We start from the raw sequence: 18,080 nt of genomic DNA, 5'->3' as shown, positions 1-18,080 counted from the left end.
CTTCCGATCTGAGGAAAACGAGTTTTCAGCTCGCGCGGAAAAAGACGCGGGTTCCCATAAATCCCTCTTGCGATTTTAGGAAGATCGCTCTAAACGCTGGCCACGGTTTGAGTTTCGAACCAGTGAGGCCTCGTGGCGGAGTGGTGACGCAGAGGACTGCAAATCCTTGTACCCCGGTTCAATTCCGGGCGAGGCCTCCATTAAATCAACCACTTAGCAGATCGCGTTTAGACACTTTTCAAGAAGTTGTCTAAATCTCACGCGAATTTCAGGGCGATATTTCAGCCATCGGACCCGTAACCGCGTTCAGTTCTGCTGCCTTTCCGTAGTTCAATGGCATCGTTTCATCTTCCTGCCCGAGATATTGAGCAACCTGTTCGGCGCTATATATTGCTCTTAGCATGACGCAGTGCCGATAGGCATGTTGAATCTACTGAGGTAAATAAATCTCAAGAGCAGCTTGCACCGCGATTGCGCGGTAGCTTGAACGTGGTCATGTTGCTTAAGGTGCTCATTTGGGTTTTGTCGCGTCGACGTGCGCGATAGTCCGTACGAGCCGCTATCGGTCAGGCAGCCTTCAGCACAAACTTTTCTCAGGAACCGCTATTGCTGGCTTTTCAGCGAAGCAACGGGAGATATGCCAGCAATTGCGACGCTTGGCGCGCTGACGCTGATCAAAGGGATGAGAAGCACGATCAGAATAAAGGCGGCAATGAAGACAGCACCCATCGTCGAGCATTTATTGGTCATGATTCCCCCTGCGGTCATCAGAATACATTAGCTATCGAAGCTGACGGGTAGCTGAAGGCGAAAAGCAAAGTGGATGTTTTTGTGCATTTCACGAAAGGCGCACTACCACCGTACGGATCAGAATTGCCGTCCCGCCATTGCCGGGGACCCCAGTATTCGGGGGAACCTTGGAAGGGTTGGACGGGTATGAGCGCTAGATCAAGGCAGCCTCAGACCAGACCTATAAGATCACGCTCAGACAAAATCTGCCGCGAGCCGGCCAATCCTTCGCAATTGTGCGAAGGATTTATGACGGCAAAGATGATGTCAGTCGCCGGTTGCACAATCGCTACCTCACCCCAACCCGAGTGCGGTCAAGGCAGCGCGAAGCGCTAATCCTGCGAGGCGTTCAATCCGCGTTCTTTGTCAGGATCGCAGTAGATTAGTTATGTTGGTGCTCATAGGCCGCAAGGCCGAAGACGCCGACAAGGATGAGCATGACGACGATATCGAACGTCGAAAGATGCGAAAATGCGTTCATGACCATAGACATGATATACTCCTCCATTTCCTCCATCTTCATCATACGCCTCTTCATGATTTACCCCTAGCTAATTTCTGGATCTCACAGCAGCGCTTTAATTGCTTCGATTTGTCATCCATGATGTCCCGCAAGTCTTGAAAGCCTTCACTCTCCCGATTAAGAGACATGCAGAAAGCCGCTTTCATGGCGAGAGGACGATGATGAATTTCGAAGCTGCGCGCGCGAATATGGTCGAAAGCCAAATCCGGACGACTGATGTGACGTCGCATTCTCTTTTGAAGGCGTTTTACGCCGTATCAAGAGAAAATTTTCTTCCAGAGAATTTGAAGGTTTTCGCTTACATCGACAAGGATTTGCAAATCAGTCCAGCTGGTGCAGGTAAACCTGCCCGTTACTTGATGGAGCCGTCGCCAGTCGCCAAACTTTTGCAGCTTGCAGCGATCAACAAACAGGATCGGGTTCTAGACGTTGGTTGCGGTACCGGGTATGTATCTGCGATCCTTTCGCATGTGGCGGGCCAGGTTGTGGCATTGGAGTGCGACGAAGAGCTCGCCGCGACGGCAAAGTCGAACCTTTCGTCTTACGAGAATGTCTCCGTCGTGCAGGGGCCACTTGAAAAGGGATATGCGAGCGGGGCACCCTACAGCGTAATCTTTATGAGCGGTTCAGTCGAAGAGATCCCAACATCTTTGTTCGAGCAGCTTGCGGAACGTGGAAAGCTTATTGCCGTGCAAGGGCAGGGCCATGCCGGCCGTGCGACTGTGTTCACGCGCGAGCGCGGCGCCGTATCCGAAACCACCTACTTCAACGTTGGCGCGAAACCACTGCCAGGATTTGCAAAGGCGCCGTCCTTCGTTTTTTAAGGCATAGCAAGCTAGCTGCCGTAACGCAGTGCTTGAACAGAATGACTTTATGATGGGCGCTTCGGCGCCCGTTTTGCTTTTTGGAGCCAGCGGTACAAATTTCGACAAAACTGTGTATGGCCGCGATCATTCATTTCGCGATGATTTTATTCCTCATCGGCGTATTCTAGTGTCAGGTGATTCGGATGCGGAATGCATAAGTCCGAGCGTGATCAAGCAGAGCAGGGATAATCATGGCTCAATCCAGCGTAGCGCGCGAACCCTCCATGGAGGAGATCTTGGCTTCCATTCGCCAGATCATTGAAAGTAACGAGCCAGGCGCCGGCCGGTCCATCTCGACTTCATTGCCCCCTGTCTACGGTGATGAGGAAGATATCGATTCCGACATACATTTGACTGTCGACGAGGCCTATGCCGGTGTCGAGTTTCCGGAGCCGGTCACGCGCTCTGATCCACGCTTTGTTGCGGCGAACTCTTCCGGTTCAGTGCCCGAGCCTGAAATGCAAGGCCGCGCCATGTCGCTTGCCGATGTGGCAGCCCGTGTTCGCGCAGCGTCAGAACGCCATGGCGCGCCGCTTCGCCAGCCTTCTGCCCAGGTGCAAGAGCCCTCGCATGCGGTCGAGCAGCAGCATTTGGCTCGCAATCCCGTTGAAGATGCACCCTTGCGCGGTGCCTCCGATCCCGTCCGTGCTGTTCCGCAGATGCAGGCTGAACCACCGACCATGGTCACCGCGGCGCATCCAGAACCAGCCGAGGAGCAGCCGGAAGCAACCAAACAGGATGTCGCGGCAGCCTCGGCACCACATCAGGTTCATGAGATGGATGCTCAAACACAGCGGTCGCCTGCTGATGCCCTTCAGAGCATGATCGCAGAGCAAACATCCTCGTTGATTTCAGAAACGGCTGGACTACAAATTTCCCGCTCTTTTGAAGAGCTTGCTGCTGCTATCGACGGGGCAGAGCGCCGCTCTCTCGATCAGATCGCCGAGGATCTTCTGCGACCAATGCTGCAGGAGTGGTTGGACGATAATCTTCCTCCACTTGTCGAACGTCTCGTTCGCGAGGAAATCGAGCGCGTCGCGCGCGGACCTCGCCGCTAATAGCTGGGCATTTTGCAAGTTGAGTGCCGTCCCGTCTTGGGGCGGCTTTTTTATTGACTTGCACAGGGTCATCCTATTTACAAAATCCAACCTCAAGACCTCGAGTATGGCGTCATTTGATCTTTCGCCATCCACGAAGTCCCATCGTGAAATGAGAGGGGTTCTGGACCAAATCGTCCATGCCGCTCCAGAACCTTTAATGGTCCCGTAATGCTCGAGAAAACCTACGATTCCGCTGAGATAGAACCGAAAATCGTCCGCAATTGGGACGAGGCCGAGGCATTTAGGGCAGGCGCGAACGCAAAGCCTGGTGCTGAGACATTCACCATTGTGATCCCGCCTCCAAATGTCACGGGCTCTCTTCACATGGGTCACGCGCTCAACAATACGCTACAGGACGTTCTCGTTCGTTTCGAGCGTATGCGCGGCAAGGATGTGCTTTGGCAGCCCGGCATGGACCATGCCGGGATCGCGACCCAAATGGTTGTCGAGCGTCAGCTGATGGAACGGCAACTGCCGGGACGGCGCGAGATGGGACGAGATGCTTTCATCGATCGCGTCTGGGAATGGAAAGCCGAGTCCGGCGGCTTGATTTTCAACCAGCTGAAACGCTTGGGCGCATCATGCGACTGGTCGCGTGAGCGCTTTACAATGGACGAGGGCCTTTCCAAGGCCGTTCTGGAAGTTTTCGTCACCCTTTATAAGCAGGGTCTCATTTATAAAGACAAGCGCTTGGTGAATTGGGATCCAAAGCTTCTGACGGCGATCTCCGATATGGAAGTGGAGCAGATCGAGGTCAACGGCAACCTGTGGCATCTGCGCTATCCGCTCGAAAAGGGCGTGACCTATCAGTACCCGATTGCCTTCGATGAAGAGGGAAAGCCGACTGAGTTCGAAGAGCGCGATTATATCGTTGTTGCCACCACGCGTCCTGAGACCATGCTGGGCGACACGGGTATTGCCGTCAATCCTGACGACGAGCGTTACAAGAGCATCGTCGGAAAGCATGTGATCTTGCCGGTCGTTGGACGCAAGATCCCGATCGTTGCCGATGATTATGCTGATCCCACCGCAGGCACGGGCGCGGTGAAAATTACACCTGCCCATGACTTCAACGACTTCGAAGTTGGCAAACGCGCGGGTTTGCGCCAAATCAACGTCCTCAATATCGATGCAACGATTACCATCAAAGAGAACGAGGATTTTCTCAAAGATCTGGATCACCCTGCTGCCTTGCATGGCGCCTGGGATCGTCTCGAGGGACAGGACCGCTTCGTCGCACGCAAACTCATTGTCGAAATTTTCGAAGAGGCCGGCCTGCTAGATCGCGTCGAGCCGCATAAACACATGGTTCCGCATGGCGATAGAGGTGGCGTGCCGATCGAGCCGCGTCTGACCGAACAATGGTGGGTGGACAACAAGACGCTAGCTCGTCCCGCGATCGCGTCCGTGCGCGAAGGGCGGACAAAGTTCGTGCCGAAGAACTGGGAAAATACGTATTTCCAGTGGATGGAAAACATTCAGCCATGGTGCATTTCACGGCAACTCTGGTGGGGTCACCAAATTCCTGCTTGGTACGGTCCCGATGGTCAGGTCTTTGTCGAGAAGACGGAAGAAGAGGCTCTCCAGGCTGCGATTCAGCATTATCTGAGCCATGAAGGACCCTGGAAAGCATGGGTCGAGGAAAAGCTTGAAAACTTCAAGCCGGGCGAGATTCTCGTTCGGGACGAAGACGTGCTCGACACCTGGTTCTCCTCGGCGCTATGGCCGTTTTCAACGCTGGGCTGGCCGGACAGCACCCCCGAATTGGTTCGATACTATCCGACGAATGTCCTCGTTACAGGTTTCGATATCATACCTTTCTGGGTCGTCCGTATGATGCAGATGGGCCTGCACTTCATGAAGGATGAAAGCGGCGAACCGGTGGAGCCGTTCCACACCGTTTATATCCATGCCTTGGTCCGCGACAAGAACGGGCAGAAGATGTCAAAGTCGAAAGGCAACGTGATCGACCCGTTGAACCTGATCGATGAATATGGCGCCGATGCGCTGCGTTTCACGCTGGCGATCATGGCGGCGCAGGGGAGAGACGTGAAGCTCGATCCAGCGCGTATCGCTGGCTATCGCAACTTCGGAACCAAGCTTTGGAATGCGACCCGGTTTGCCGAAATGAATGGTGCGGCCGCGAATTTGGATTTCGATCCACAGGGCGCGAAGTCGACACTTAACCGATGGATTTTGACCGAGCTTGCGCGCGCCGAACGCGATGTTACGGAAGCATTGGAGAGCTATCGCTTCAATGATGCGGCCGGGGCGCTCTATAAGTTTGTCTGGAACCAGTTTTGCGATTGGTATCTCGAGCTCTTGAAGCCCGTTTTTGCAGGCGAAGACGAAGCCGCGAAGGCTGAGTCGCAGGCTTGTACCGCGCATGTTCTCGCAGAGATCTACAAGCTTCTTCATCCCTTCATGCCGTTCATGACGGAAGAGCTATGGGCTCACACTGCTGGAGAAGGCAAGCAGCGCGACAGTTTGCTATGCCATGCGGGTTGGCCTGTTCCTTCCTATGCTGATGATGCGGCGGCTGACGAAATCAACTGGCTGATAGAACTTGTCTCCGGCATTCGCTCTGTGAGGGCAGAGATGAACGTTCCCGCCGGTGCCATTGCACCGCTCGTTATTGTCGGTGCAAACGCACTGACTCATGAGCGCGTTGAAAGACACGCTGCAGCCATTCGTCGGCTGGCCCGCGTGGACGACATTTCCTTTGCGGATATTGCGCCCCGTGGTGCGGCTCAATTGGTGGTCAGTGAAGCAACGGCCTGTATACCATTAGGGTCGCTCATTGATATTGCGGCTGAAAAAGCCCGTCTGGAAAAAACCATCGCTAAGACTGAGGCTGATATTGCACGCGGGAAAAGCAAACTCGCGAACGAAAAGTTCGTCGCAAATGCAGATCCGGAGATTGTCGCAACTGAGCGCGAGAGGCTGGAAGAGCTAGAAGGCCGCTTCGCGAGCCTGAAGACTGCCTTGTCTCAAGTGAGCGACGCAGGTTGAAAAGATCGTTGGTGACAGTTTGCTCTGAAGCAGAACCGACTTGGCTGCTGATACGAATAGAGTGAGATCTGCTACGGTCTTGCTAGGCAAAAGGGCTCCTGTTTAGGAGCCCTTTTTCATGAAGCTGAATAAGATCATCAAGGATCCTTGCCGGCAGACGGACAAACCATCAGTAGTGATTTGATTCGACGGCTGCGCGTCGAAGTTAACACCGTGGCGATGGCAATCCGCCGGGGCTTATAAACCGGTTCCCCCATTTAAACGACGAAGATCCATCCTGTTGTTTGTCTGCTACAGGTACAGGCAGGCTTGGGATGATATTTCTGTTTGTGCCGATTCTGCGCGACTGCGGGGAATTTTCTTTCGAAATTCCCTGAAATTTACGTGCGGGTCAAAGTTTTACGTAAATTCGCATTGCGCCCGGTGAAGAGCGCCAACTTGGTTCGACATTGCCAATATGAAGGGGTTTTGAGCATATGTTCCTGGCATGTTTAAAGGTGGGGGAGACACCATGAGTTTCAATAAAATATTTTCCGGGAGCACTCTTTCTCTGGCGTTAGTTGTCGGTCTTGCTGCTCCAGCCTCTGCTGGTGGTCTGGAGCGTGGCGGCTATGACATCGATCAGCTCTTCGACTCATCGCAGTACTCGGTCGAAAGCGGAGTGACCTACGTTTCGCCGCACCGAAAGTTGAAGAATGCCCGGGATATCAATCCACGCGACGGTTCGCTGACGGGCCGTTCAACCACGGCTGATGATACCGGTGATTATGCAGTTCCCTATCTGGGCATCAAAGCAGGCTATGGTCCTGTCGACTGCTTGGTTGATTATTCGCAGCCCTTCGGCGCAACGTTGACCCCCGGAGACGGCTGGGTCGGTGCAGAAAATAACATTGAGACGAGAATTCGAAGCAACAATTACGGCGGAACCTGCTCTTATAAGTTCGATATGGGACCTGGCCAGTTTCGGATTATCGGCGGCGGGTTCTATCAGGAAATCAACGGCTCGAAGGAGCGCATCGTTCTCGATCCGGCGTTGATCCCATTTCCGGCTTCGACGATCTTCGACGGAAGCGGTCGTTTGACGCTGCATGACAGCGCTTGGGGCTGGCGCGCCGGTATCGCGTATGAAATCCCTGAATACGCAATGAGGGCGAGCCTGATCTATAACAGTCGCGTCAAGTACGACAACCTCACGGGGACGCTTGATCTTACTCAGGTACCTCCCACTGTTCTGGCACCGTTTACAGGTAAGAAATTCGGGATCGTTGGATCTGCAGATGCTCCAGATTCCCTCGAAATGAAGCTTCAAAGTGGTATCGCGCCTGATTGGCTTGCCTTTGGCTCGGTGAAATGGACGAATTGGAGCGTTCTGCAATCGATCAATCTATGCCCACAGGCATCATCCGGGCTGCCATGCCCTCCGGGCGGGGTGACGTCCCTTGGTCTGTACTATCAAGACGGTTGGACGATATCGGGCGGTATCGGTCATAAGTTCAACGATCAGTGGGCAGGCGCTGTCAGCCTTGCTTGGGATCGTGGCACGAGCACGGGTTACGGCGCGCAGACGGATACCTGGACGCTTGGCGTTGGTGCGGCCTACACGCCGACGGAACATATTGAATGGCGTCTCGGTGGCGCTATCGGTTTGCTCACGAGTGGCTCTTCTGGACCAATCATTCGCAACGGAACTGTTATCGCTGGCACGAACGATGCAAGTTACTCGTTCGGCAATGATATCTTTGCTGCTGTGAATACCAGTATCAAGTTCAAGTTCTAAAGCGGTTGCTCGCATAGAACGAGTTAAGAAAACCCGGTCTTCATGCCGGGTTTTTTGTTGAGAAGGAGGATTGCCAAGGCTTCGCGGCGGGCTCCTTGTGACGATTCAGCAACAGTGTTTTGAACACCGCTTCATTAGCATCTTCCACACCGTAATTTGTCCATTTCCCGCCACAAACTAGGCGCAGCGATATAAGCAAGCGGGCGTGAAATGAAAAGATCAGGGTGGTTTCCAAGCGTAAAATGAGTGAATTGCCGGGGGGACGTGCATATGGCGGAGAGACGGCGGGGAGACCGCTGTCGGTAGCGCCGATTAAGCTTCTTTTTCAAGGGGTAAGAAATAGGAAGCGAGCGAGAGCATTGGGACGTGGGCCGGATGGCGTCTCGCATGTGAATGCCCCGCGAGGGGGGACAGAAGCAGCGGTTGTTAACGTCGATACCGGTTTCGTCACATTTTGTGATTATCAAGCTTTTCATCCGGTCGAGGGATGCTCGAAGCTCTGGAAGTTTCGCAACTCGAATTGGCGAAGCGCGGACCTGAGGCGTTCGAAGGTGAAGACGCAAGATGCTTTGATTGCGCATGCGGGCGAGTTAAGTACGAAGGTCCCAAGCGGCATTGGCACGACGGAAGCGAAAGAAGCTGAGTGAAATGCTTAAGTTTGAGTGCAGATCGTTCAAATTCCTGCTGATGGGCCTTTCCGTTGCTCTGTGTGGAATGGTGTCCGAACACGTTTACGCTTTTGACATGAATGCCGGAGTTACCAAAGAGTCTGGTCCGTTCGACCTGTTTAAGTTTGGTTTCAAGGCTTATAAGAACGGACAGAAGGAAGAAGCCGTAGAGGCCTATAAATACGCCGCTGAGAAGGGGCATACAGGTTCTCGCTGGGCTCTTGCCAATATGTATGCCGATGGCGATGGTGTCGCGCAGAACGACTTCGAAGCGTTCAAGATCTACAGCGAGATTGCTCAGCAGGGAGTTGAGCCTGGATCAGAGGATACGGGCTTTTTTGTCAACGCGCTGATGTCGCTGGCCAACTATTATAAGCATGGCATAAGCGGGAGCCCGGTAAAAATTGATCTGAACCAAGCTCGGCAGCTCTATTTCCAGGTGGCGTCCACCTTCGGTGTTCCTGAGGCGCAATTTCAGCTGGCTCAGATGATGCTGGCAGGTGAGGGTGGTTCGGCTAACGTCCAGCAGGCAAAGAAGTGGCTGAACCAAGCGCGCAAAAGCGGTCATCCTGGGGCTCTTGCCGTCTTTGGCAATATCCTTTTCAACGAAGGACAGTCGGCACGCGGCCTAGCCATGATGACTGCGGCGCTCGATCGCTGCAAGCCGAAGGACTGTCTTTGGATGGAAGATCTTCAAGAGCAAGCCTTTTCCGTTGCAAGCGAAGGTGACCGAAGGACAGCGGTTGCGATGTCGCGCACGATTGCCAACAGCGGCGACAACTAGCCAAACCGTTCCAATATCACGCTCGTTGCCTGTTCTAACCTTCGATCCCTCTGCCCCTGGCTCGCCCCGCGGTATCGCTCGGACAGTGCGATGGAATAGAGAGTGATAGCTCTGACTTGCTCAAAGGTCGAAGTAGCCGACAACCGGGACGTGGTCAGATGGTTTTTCCCACGCCCTGACATGCTTTTCCACCGCCGTTGACGTCAATTTGTCTGCTGCTTCGGGCGACAAAAGAAGATGATCGATGCGAATGCCGTTGTTCTTCGGCCAGGCACCAGCCTGGTAGTCCCAGAAGGTGTAGAGAGGCACTTCGTCCGTTGTCGCTCTCACCGCATCAAGCAGACCAAGATTTTCCAAGCGGCGGAACGCTGCCCTGGTCTGCGGTAGAAAGAGGGCATCAGTTTCCCACAGCTTGGCATTAAAGCAGTCATGCGGTTCTGGAATGACGTTATAGTCTCCTGCAAGCACAAGGATCTCTTCATATGCCAGACGCTGGGCAGCAAACTTTCTAAGCCGCTCCATCCATGCCAGCTTGTACGTGTATTTTTCCGTATCGACGGGATTTCCGTTGGGAAGATAAATGCTGCAGACGCGCAGGATCTTGTTGCCGGACAGAGAGAAAACGGCTTCGAGAAAACGTGCCTGCTCGTCAAGAGGATCGCCTGGGAGGCCTCTCGATGTCTCGTCGGGCTTCGTCTTAGATAATATCGCAACGCCGTTGAAGCCCTTCTGGCCATGCGTCTCGACGTGGTAACCGAGTGCCTCTATCTCCAGCCTCGGAAAGCCCTCGTCGATTGTTTTAATTTCCTGGAGACAAACGATATCCGGACTGGAATCCCTCAGCCACTCAATGAGGTTCTCGATACGCGCCTTGACGCCATTGATATTCCAGGTCGCGATTTTCATGCCGTCATCCATTTGCTATGCACCATATCTACCTCCAGCATGCGCGCTGCGGCAAGATACAAGCGAGGAAAGGTGCACAGCCTTTTGGAAATGGCGATGCTAAATCGAAAAGCTGGTTCCGCAACCGCAACTCGCGACGGCATTCGGATTTTTGATCTGGAAAGACTGACCCATAAGGTTATCGACGAAGTCGATTTCCGAACCTTCCATGTAAACGAGCGATAGGCTATCGATCAGCACTTTCGCATCGTTTTTCTCAATGACGATATCGTCCGATTGTGCATCTTCTGCCAGATCGAACTTGTATGAAAATCCGGAGCAGCCACCGCCTTCGACCGAAACACGCAAAGCAGTTTTTCCAGGATCAGCACTTACGATCTTGGAGATACGCTTCGCCGCCGCATCCGAGAGCGTGATATTTGTCTGTGTCATCTTTCCCCCTGCCGGGTTCAAGTTCCCGGAGAACGAACTATAGGCCTATGATATTGTTTTCGCGATGATCCCGCGAAAGCCGGACATGACTTTTTAAGATCATGTTCTATAGGTATGAAGAGCGCGATGCCGCGTCAATGGGTGGGCGGCTTCCGACAGGCAATAGATGGTGGCGGATGGCGATCGATACGCGGAGTTTGGGTTTTGGTTATGGCGAGCGGGCTATCTATGCCGCCGATCCATGGAACTCGCGCGGTCGTTTATATCCAGAGGGCGGCAGTGTAACACGCTCCGATTTCCAACGAGACCGTGACCGCATTGTCCATACCACCGCATTCAGGCGTCTCAAGCATAAGACACAGGTATTCATAGCACAGGACGGCGATCACTACCGAACCCGTCTTACCCATACGATCGAAGTTGCTCAAATTGCGCGAGCCTTGGCGAGAGCCTTGAAGCTCGATGAGGACCTTGCTGAGGGGGTCGCTCTCGTTCATGATTTTGGTCACACGCCGTTTGGACACACCGGTGAGGACGCGCTGCACGAGGTACTGATCCCCTATGGTGGCTTCGACCACAACGCCCAGTCCCTGAGGATCGTGACAAAGCTTGAACGGCGCTATGCGGACTTCGACGGAATCAATCTGACGTGGGAAAGCCTGGAGGGGCTCGTCAAACATAATGGTCCACTGATCGACCGCGAGGGCAAAGGCATAAAGGGACCGGTTCCCCAACCAATTTTAGATTACAGCGAAATCTATGATCTCGAGCTGGCAAGCTTTGCCAGTCTCGAGGCTCAATGTGCGGCGATTGCCGATGATATTGCCTATGACACGCATGATATCGATGACGGTCTTCGTTCCGGATATCTGACCTTCGATATGTTGGAAGATGTGCCGTTTCTTGCCGGTCTGATGCGAGAGGTACGCGAGCGTCATCCCAAATTGGAGGAGAGCCGCTTTACTCACGAAATCACGCGCCGCCAAATTACGCGTATGGTGGAAGATGTCATTGGTGTTGCACAGGCAAGGCTTGCCGAATTGAAACCGCAAAGCGCCAAGGAAGTGCGTAACGCCGACCGTACCATTGTCAGTTTTTCACCAGAGATGGCTGAGACCGATCGCCAGATCAAGGCGGTGCTTTTCAAGCGCATCTACCGACACCCCGATATCATGCGCATCCGCGCAAATGCTGCGCAGATTGTTACGGACCTCTTCCATGTGTACATGGAAAATCCGACAGAGATGCAGAGCCATTACTGGGTCGATCATATCGCAGGGCTTGCCGAGCCGGCCAAAGCCCGCCATGTGGCGGATTACCTCGCTGGTATGACGGATACCTATGCGATTAGCGCCCATCGGCGCTTGTTTGACCATACACCTGATTTGCGATAGGCAGCGTTCGCCCGGCCGGGCAGGCCCTCTGACCGCCGCAAAGCCCATCGCATGGAATAGCGCTATGAACCTGTTTACCGATTTTGAAGCCAGAATTAAATCAGCCCTCGAGTCTATCGAGTTGATTAAGGAAAAGCGCGCCGAACTTGATTTCGATCGTATCACGGTCGAGCCACCTCGCGACTCCAGCCATGGCGACGTTGCAACAAATGCGGCGATGGTGTTGGCCAAGCCACTGGGCACCAATCCGCGTGCGCTTGCAGATGTCATCATAACGAAACTGCGTGAGGATGCGGACGTCGCCGATGTGAGCGTTGCAGGCCCGGGTTTCATCAACATTCGGCTGGGCGTCGCTTACTGGCAGCGCTTGCTCGCATCAATGATTGCGGCCGGCTCGAATTACGGCCGTTCCGAGTTCGGCAAAGGGCGCAAGGTCAATGTTGAGTATGTGTCCGCCAACCCGACCGGGCCGATGCATGTCGGCCATTGCCGCGGGGCCGTTGTCGGCGACGCGCTTGCCAATCTATTGGCGTTCGCCGGCTTCGACGTCATTAAGGAATACTACATCAACGACGCCGGTGCGCAGATCGATGTTCTGGCGAGGTCAGTTTTCTTGCGGTATCGCGAGGCACTTGGGGAGGACATAGGAGAAATTCCGTCAGGTCTTTATCCCGGTGATTACCTCGTTCCGGTTGGGCAGTCGTTGGCAAATGAATACGGCCCGAGGCTTCACAATATGCCGGAAGAAGAATGGATGCCGATCGTCAAGGATCGCGCCATCGATGCCATGATGGTGATGATCAGGGACGATCTGGCAGCGCTCAACGTCAAGCACGACGTTTTCTTTTCGGAACGCACGCTTCATTCCAATGGTGCGGCTGCTATCCGCACGGCCATCAATGATTTGACGTTCAAAGGCTATGTCTACAAGGGCGCGCTACCGCCGCCAAAGGGACAGTTGCCGGAGGATTGGGAAGATCGCGAGCAGACATTGTTCCGGTCGACCGAAGTGGGCGACGATATCGATCGGCCCCTCATCAAGTCGGACGGCTCCTACACCTATTTTGCTGCCGATGTCGCTTACTTCAAGAACAAATTCGACCGTGGCTTCGAAGAGATGATTTACGTCCTTGGCGCCGATCATGGTGGTTACGTCAAGCGATTGGAGGCGGTCGCGCGCGGTGTTTCTGACGGTAAAGCCAAGCTGACGGTGCTTTTATGCCAACTCGTCAAGCTGTTCAGAGATGGCGAGCCGGTGAAAATGTCAAAGCGGTCAGGTGACTTTGTGACCTTGCGCGAGGTCGTGGACGAAGTCGGACGCGATTCGGTACGTTTTATGATGCTCTACCGCAAAAGTTCGGAACCTTTGGATTTCGATTTTGCAAAAGTCACCGAGCAGTCGAAGGACAATCCGGTATTTTACGTGCAATACGCGCATGCGCGCTGCATGTCCGTCTTCCGGCAGGCAAGGGAAGCCTTCCCCGATCTACAGCCGGAGCCTGCCGAACTTGCAAAGGCGGTTGATCAGATCTCCGATCCGTCCGAATTGCAGTTAATCGCAAAAGTTGCGGAATTCCCTCGCGTTGTCGAGGCTGCGGCAGTTTCCCAAGAGCCACATCGCCTTGCTTTCTACCTTTACGATCTGGCCAGCGCCTTCCATGCACACTGGAATAAAGGTAAAGATCAAATCGACTTACGGTTTGTTAACGATAAGAGCCGAAAATCAAGCATTGCCAGACTGGGTCTGGTGTACGCCGTCGCGTCGGTCCTCAAGGCCGGCCTAGCAATCACGGGCACAGATGCGCCCGACGAAATGCGGTAGCGTCACCATTTACCCACAATGCGCTGGCATGGCTTTGTGCATATTCGAGTGGGATGGGTATGGCTGACAAACATTTGGCGTACGATACGCGGAAAAACACGGATCTCTTCTCCGACGATGATCCGTTGGCTGAACTGGCGCGCATCGTAGGCTTTGAGCCGCGTGTTGCCGCCAATACGGTGGCAGATGCGCCGAAGCAGGAGCCTGCCTTCGATCTCGAAGATGAGTTGCTTCGTGAGTTCGAGCGCTATGACGCGCCTCGGCCGGTAGAGGTTGTTCATGCGCCTGTGCAGGCAGCTGCGCCGGCTGAGACATCGGCCGCGCAGGTCGAACACTTGCCGCCTGCGGCAGATGTTAATCAGCAAAGCCCCGAGCGCGATTCTGTCCCAACCGAGCAGGTTGTTCCTTCGGTTGCGGAAGAGGCTCATGTGGAGGCTCCTGTTTACCGCGGACCTCATGAGCCTGCCGCTTATTCAACGGCTCCTGCGTCGCACTCTTCTGGTGCGCGGGATTTGATTGAAGAGCTCGAAATGTCCATTGGAGGTGCTGCGGCAGCTGCACCGGCGGCGAATCAGAAGGCGCCTCAATGGTCGGCGGCCACGATAAGGTTGCCGCTCGCGAATTTTAATCGTGCTTCTGGTGTCCCTGTAGAACCCTCTGTTCGACAGGAAACACAGCCTGTTCGCTCTCCGGCACCTGATTCCACCTCCACGGAGCCGACGCCTCCTCCCGTCACCCAGTCTCACGCAGAAGTTGATACCCAGCGGGCGATCGAGGCTCAACCGAAGACGGACGGAGTGGCCACGGCGGCTTCCTTTGTGCCCGTTGCGGAAATTCATTCGCCAGAGCCGGTCGTCGATCGTTTTGACTTCTCCGATCACATCGGCGGGGATGTTCGCAAAGAGCCGGTCGCTGCTGATGCAGGAAGTGCTTTTTCTTTCGATATCGATGACCTTTTGAACGATGTTTCAAAATTTCCGGTTTCGCGTCGCTCGTCAGGGCAGGGAGAGAGCGAAGTCCCTGTAAATCTCGCTGATGAGATTGCATCGCCGGTGGCCGCGTTTCCTATTCCGGCGACATCGCGCGGCGTTTCGACCGCGGCGCCGAAGGCGGAGCCTGTTTCCGACGATCCATTTTCTGGTCATGATTTTGAACTGGATCTTGAGGGTATTGAGCTCGAGCTCGCCGACCTGGATTTTGCTGACCCCGCGCCCGCAGCTCCAACGGTTGCCCCAGCTCCGGTGCGAGAAGCGCCGGTCGCTGCGAAGCCGCAAGTCGCGCCGGCCGCGCCGCAGCAAATCGATCGCAATCAGGCGGATTATGTGTCTCCAAAGCCAGAACCAGACTTTGCAGAAGATGACCTACCTTTCGACCCCTCGATGATTGGTGATGCGGATCATCATCCGGAGGCGGTCGAGATGCACGTGCCGACGCTGCCGCCAGTCGAGCAGCATGAGCCGGTGCCCGTCGCGAACGACTTTGATTTCGATGTTGATTCTGAAATTGCCAGTCTGCTTGCCGCAACGCCGGTGAAGGAGAAGACCCCAGTTCAGCAGGGCGTCGCACCTGATTGGCTGAAGAAGGATGCTCCTTCTCAGGTCAAGCCTAAGGTCCAAGAAACGGCCGCAGGTTATGACGATTTTGAAAAGGCTCTCGAAGAAGACTTCCGGCGCTCCGTAGCGGAGCCTGTCAGGCGGAACGAGAACGTCTCGCATCTGCAGATCGAATCGGCAAGCCATGCAGAAGACAAGCATCGCGCGCGTTCAATGAAGCGCATGCTCGCAGCTGCTGCCTCTATTGTGATGATCGGCGGTATTGCTTACGGCGGCTATTCATTCCTGGCGAAGGGAAGCCTCGGTCTGGGCGGGGAACCAAAAGTCATTCTCGCTGACAAGGACCCGGTGAAAGTCGTCCCGGATAATCCAGGCGGCAAGACCGTGCCAAACCAGGACAAGGCTGTTTACGACAGCGTTGGAGGCGCGGCTGCGCCTGCGCCAAAGCAGAAGGCTTTGGTCACGAGCGACGAGCAGCCGGTAGATGTTGTTCAGAAAACACTGACGCCGGAAGTTTCGCCTGAAGATGATAGCGGCGACGGTGCGAGCGGTACGCCGGTTGGCGATACCGAGGATCCACGACTGTTGCCTAGCCAGGTTTCCCAGGGGGGACCTGCCGCACAAGCAGACCGATCTTCTTCAATGGCGGCGCGCAAAGTCAGAACGATGATCGTCAAGCCTGACGGGACGCTCGTGCCTCGGGATGATTCGTCCTCGGCAGATGATGCACCGCCAGTCCGCGCGGTCCAGTCACAGCGTGTCGGTCAAGTTCCGCAAGCTGCATCTGGCGGCACGACTGAGGTGGCATCAAATGGCGGCGCTATGGCTCCTGCAAATCAGCCCGTTGGCCTGGCTCCACAGACGCCGAGCGAGTCACCGCTTGCGAAGGTTGCAGCGGCCGATCCCGCCAATGTAAGCCCTCCGCTCAATCGGGTTCAAAGCGCGCCGGTCAAGGATGCGGCGCCGACTCCTTCGACGCGCCCGGTAGCGCCTGCTGCCAAGCCGGCGCAACCGGCGAAAGAGGTTGCGGCAGCTGCTCCGACCGTAGCACATGCACCGGCCGCCGCCTCTGCCGCATCCGGTGGCTATGGCGTGCAAATCGCCTCGCTTCCGTCCGAGGATGAGGCGAAGCGTTCTTACGCAAACCTTTCGAACAAGTTTGGAAGTGTCATTGCTGGCAAGCCATATGAAATTCGGAAGGTCGATATTGCGGGCAAGGGGACTTATTACCGCTTGCGCATTCAGGCGAATTCCAAAGACGAAGCGGCCGATATCTGTGTGAAGTATCGCGCGGCCGGCGGAACGTGCCTGATTTCGAAGTAAAGCTTTCTCAAAAATAACGCTAACGACGGCGGCTTTAAGCCGCCGTTCTTTTTTGTTTATGGCCTCTTCTGCGGCCTTCGCTTTTGCGTGAATGGCTCTTATGATCGAGCCATGACAGAATCGAAAGCAATGATATTGGGCTGCAGCGGTCTATCGCTAACTGCCGCAGAACGCGATTTTTTCCGAGGCGAGCGTCCTTGGGGTTTCATCCTGTTTGGTCGAAACATCTCAGAAGCGTCGCAGATCGCCGATTTGGTGTCTGCGTTGCGCGAAAGCGTCGGCTGGCACGCGCCAGTCTTGATCGATCAGGAAGGTGGTCGTGTTCAGAGGATACGTCCGCCGATCGTTTCCCAGAGATATCCTTCTGGGCATGATCTTGGTGAGCTTTATCGGCGCGATCGTACGGCTGGGTTACGTGCTGCCTGGCTTATGTCGCGCTTGCATGCGTTCGATTTGTTGGAGTTCGGTATCAACATCGATTGCCTTCCCGTTTTGGATGTTCCGATTGCGGGAAGCAGCAACGTGATCGGCGATCGTGCTTATGGAAACGATCCAGCTACCGTCACGTCAATGGGTAAGGCAGCTGCAGAGGGGCTTGCGGCCGGCGGTGTGATGCCCGTTATGAAACATATGCCGGGTCATGGCAGAGGTTTCGTCGATTCGCATCATGAACTGCCCGTTGTCGATGTGTCTCTAAGCGAACTTGAGGCACATGATTTCGTGCCGTTCGTTGCGATGCGTGACATGCTGATGGGTATGACATGCCATGTTGTTTTCACAGCTGTGGATCCGGACAACCCAGCCACGACCTCTTCGAAGGTGATCGACCAGATTATCCGAGGGAGGATCGGATTTGATGGGTTATTGCTCTCCGATGATACGTCCATGAATGCTCTTGCTGGAACGATCGGAGACAGGGCACGCAACATCATCGCTGCCGGATGCGACATCGTTTTGCATTGCAACGGCGATATGGACGAGATGCGGCAGGTCACTGCCCATGCGCCGCGGCTTGCGGGCGCATCACTGCGCAGGGCAGAGGCTGTGCTGGCCGGTTTCCCGACCGCGCAGCCCGACGATGAGCAAGTGCTGCGGGAAGAGTTCACACGTTTGATGCCTCTGGCGTAAGGC

The 18,080-nt window shown here is 54.8% G+C and carries 12 protein-coding genes, 1 tRNA gene and 2 pseudogenes; 11 read left to right on the top strand and 4 right to left on the bottom strand.

All coding sequences use genetic code 11. The annotated features are described in order from the left end of the window. Window positions 1–126 precede the first annotated feature (126 nt). Window positions 127–200, top strand: a tRNA-Cys gene (locus tag VQ830_RS04315). Between the two features lie 403 nt (window positions 201–603). On the opposite strand, the gene VQ830_RS04310 is transcribed toward VQ830_RS04315, so the two are convergent. Both VQ830_RS04310 and VQ830_RS04305 read right to left on the bottom strand, forming a co-directional pair. After that, window positions 604–750 carry a hypothetical protein gene (locus VQ830_RS04310; RefSeq protein ID WP_337266838.1) on the bottom strand — a complete coding sequence of 49 codons (147 nt, stop codon included), beginning with the start codon at window positions 748–750 and terminating at the stop codon, window positions 604–606. Window positions 751–1,171: 421 nt separating this feature from the next. Then, entirely contained in the window at window positions 1,172–1,327 is a 156-nt protein-coding gene (locus VQ830_RS04305; protein ID WP_337266837.1) for a hypothetical protein, read from the bottom strand. Between the two features lie 143 nt (window positions 1,328–1,470). Here VQ830_RS04305 and VQ830_RS04300 point away from each other — a divergent pair, with 143 nt between their 5' ends. The 6 genes and pseudogenes from VQ830_RS04300 to exoR all read left to right on the top strand — a co-directional run bounded on the left by VQ830_RS04300 (window position 1,471) and on the right by exoR (window position 9,519). Next, window positions 1,471–2,136: a protein-L-isoaspartate O-methyltransferase family protein gene (locus VQ830_RS04300; RefSeq protein ID WP_337266836.1), complete on the top strand. Its 666-nt coding sequence runs from the start codon at window positions 1,471–1,473 to the stop codon at window positions 2,134–2,136. Between the two features lie 233 nt (window positions 2,137–2,369). Further along, window positions 2,370–2,505 (top strand): annotated as a pseudogene (locus VQ830_RS28785) (DUF2497 domain-containing protein); the annotation flags it as partial. Window positions 2,506–3,029: 524 nt separating this feature from the next. Further along, window positions 3,030–3,236, top strand: a pseudogene (locus VQ830_RS28780) (PopZ family protein); the annotation flags it as partial. 210 nt (window positions 3,237–3,446) lie between these two features. After that, entirely contained in the window at window positions 3,447–6,290 is a 2,844-nt protein-coding gene (locus tag VQ830_RS04290) for a valine--tRNA ligase (RefSeq protein ID WP_337266834.1), read from the top strand. Window positions 6,291–6,801: 511 nt separating this feature from the next. Then, window positions 6,802–8,067: an OmpP1/FadL family transporter gene (locus VQ830_RS04285; protein WP_337266833.1), complete on the top strand. Its 1,266-nt coding sequence runs from the start codon at window positions 6,802–6,804 to the stop codon at window positions 8,065–8,067. 648 nt (window positions 8,068–8,715) lie between these two features. Then, entirely contained in the window at window positions 8,716–9,519 is an 804-nt protein-coding gene (gene exoR / locus VQ830_RS04280) for an exopolysaccharide production regulator ExoR (RefSeq protein WP_337266832.1), read from the top strand. Between the two features lie 120 nt (window positions 9,520–9,639). Here the strand turns inward: exoR and xth are convergent, their stop codons facing one another. Beyond that, window positions 9,640–10,425 carry an exodeoxyribonuclease III gene (xth, locus tag VQ830_RS04275; RefSeq protein ID WP_337266831.1) on the bottom strand — a complete coding sequence of 262 codons (786 nt, stop codon included), beginning with the start codon at window positions 10,423–10,425 and terminating at the stop codon, window positions 9,640–9,642. A gap of 99 nt (window positions 10,426–10,524) precedes the next feature. Then, a complete protein-coding gene (erpA, locus tag VQ830_RS04270; RefSeq protein WP_337266830.1) occupies window positions 10,525–10,857 on the bottom strand; it encodes an iron-sulfur cluster insertion protein ErpA in 333 nt (110 codons plus the stop codon). 176 nt (window positions 10,858–11,033) lie between these two features. On the opposite strand from erpA, the gene VQ830_RS04265 reads away from it, so the two are divergent. The 4 genes from VQ830_RS04265 to nagZ all read left to right on the top strand — a co-directional run bounded on the left by VQ830_RS04265 (window position 11,034) and on the right by nagZ (window position 18,077). Further along, window positions 11,034–12,251 carry a deoxyguanosinetriphosphate triphosphohydrolase gene (locus VQ830_RS04265; RefSeq protein ID WP_337267127.1) on the top strand — a complete coding sequence of 406 codons (1,218 nt, stop codon included), beginning with the start codon at window positions 11,034–11,036 and terminating at the stop codon, window positions 12,249–12,251. A gap of 64 nt (window positions 12,252–12,315) precedes the next feature. Continuing rightward, entirely contained in the window at window positions 12,316–14,073 is a 1,758-nt protein-coding gene (gene argS / locus VQ830_RS04260) for an arginine--tRNA ligase (RefSeq protein WP_337266829.1), read from the top strand. A gap of 59 nt (window positions 14,074–14,132) precedes the next feature. Beyond that, window positions 14,133–16,949, top strand: a complete 2,817-nt coding sequence (locus VQ830_RS04255) for an SPOR domain-containing protein (protein ID WP_337266828.1) — start codon at window positions 14,133–14,135, stop codon at window positions 16,947–16,949. Window positions 16,950–17,060: 111 nt separating this feature from the next. Beyond that, a complete protein-coding gene (gene nagZ / locus VQ830_RS04250) occupies window positions 17,061–18,077 on the top strand; it encodes a beta-N-acetylhexosaminidase (RefSeq protein ID WP_337266827.1) in 1,017 nt (338 codons plus the stop codon). Window positions 18,078–18,080 lie beyond the last annotated feature (3 nt).

Origin of the sequence: Oryzifoliimicrobium ureilyticum (assembly GCF_037199735.1) — a bacterium.
GTDB classification, from domain to species: Bacteria; Pseudomonadota; Alphaproteobacteria; order Rhizobiales; family Rhizobiaceae; genus Rhizobium; species Rhizobium ureilyticus.
This window is presented reverse-complemented; position numbering and strand designations above follow the sequence as displayed.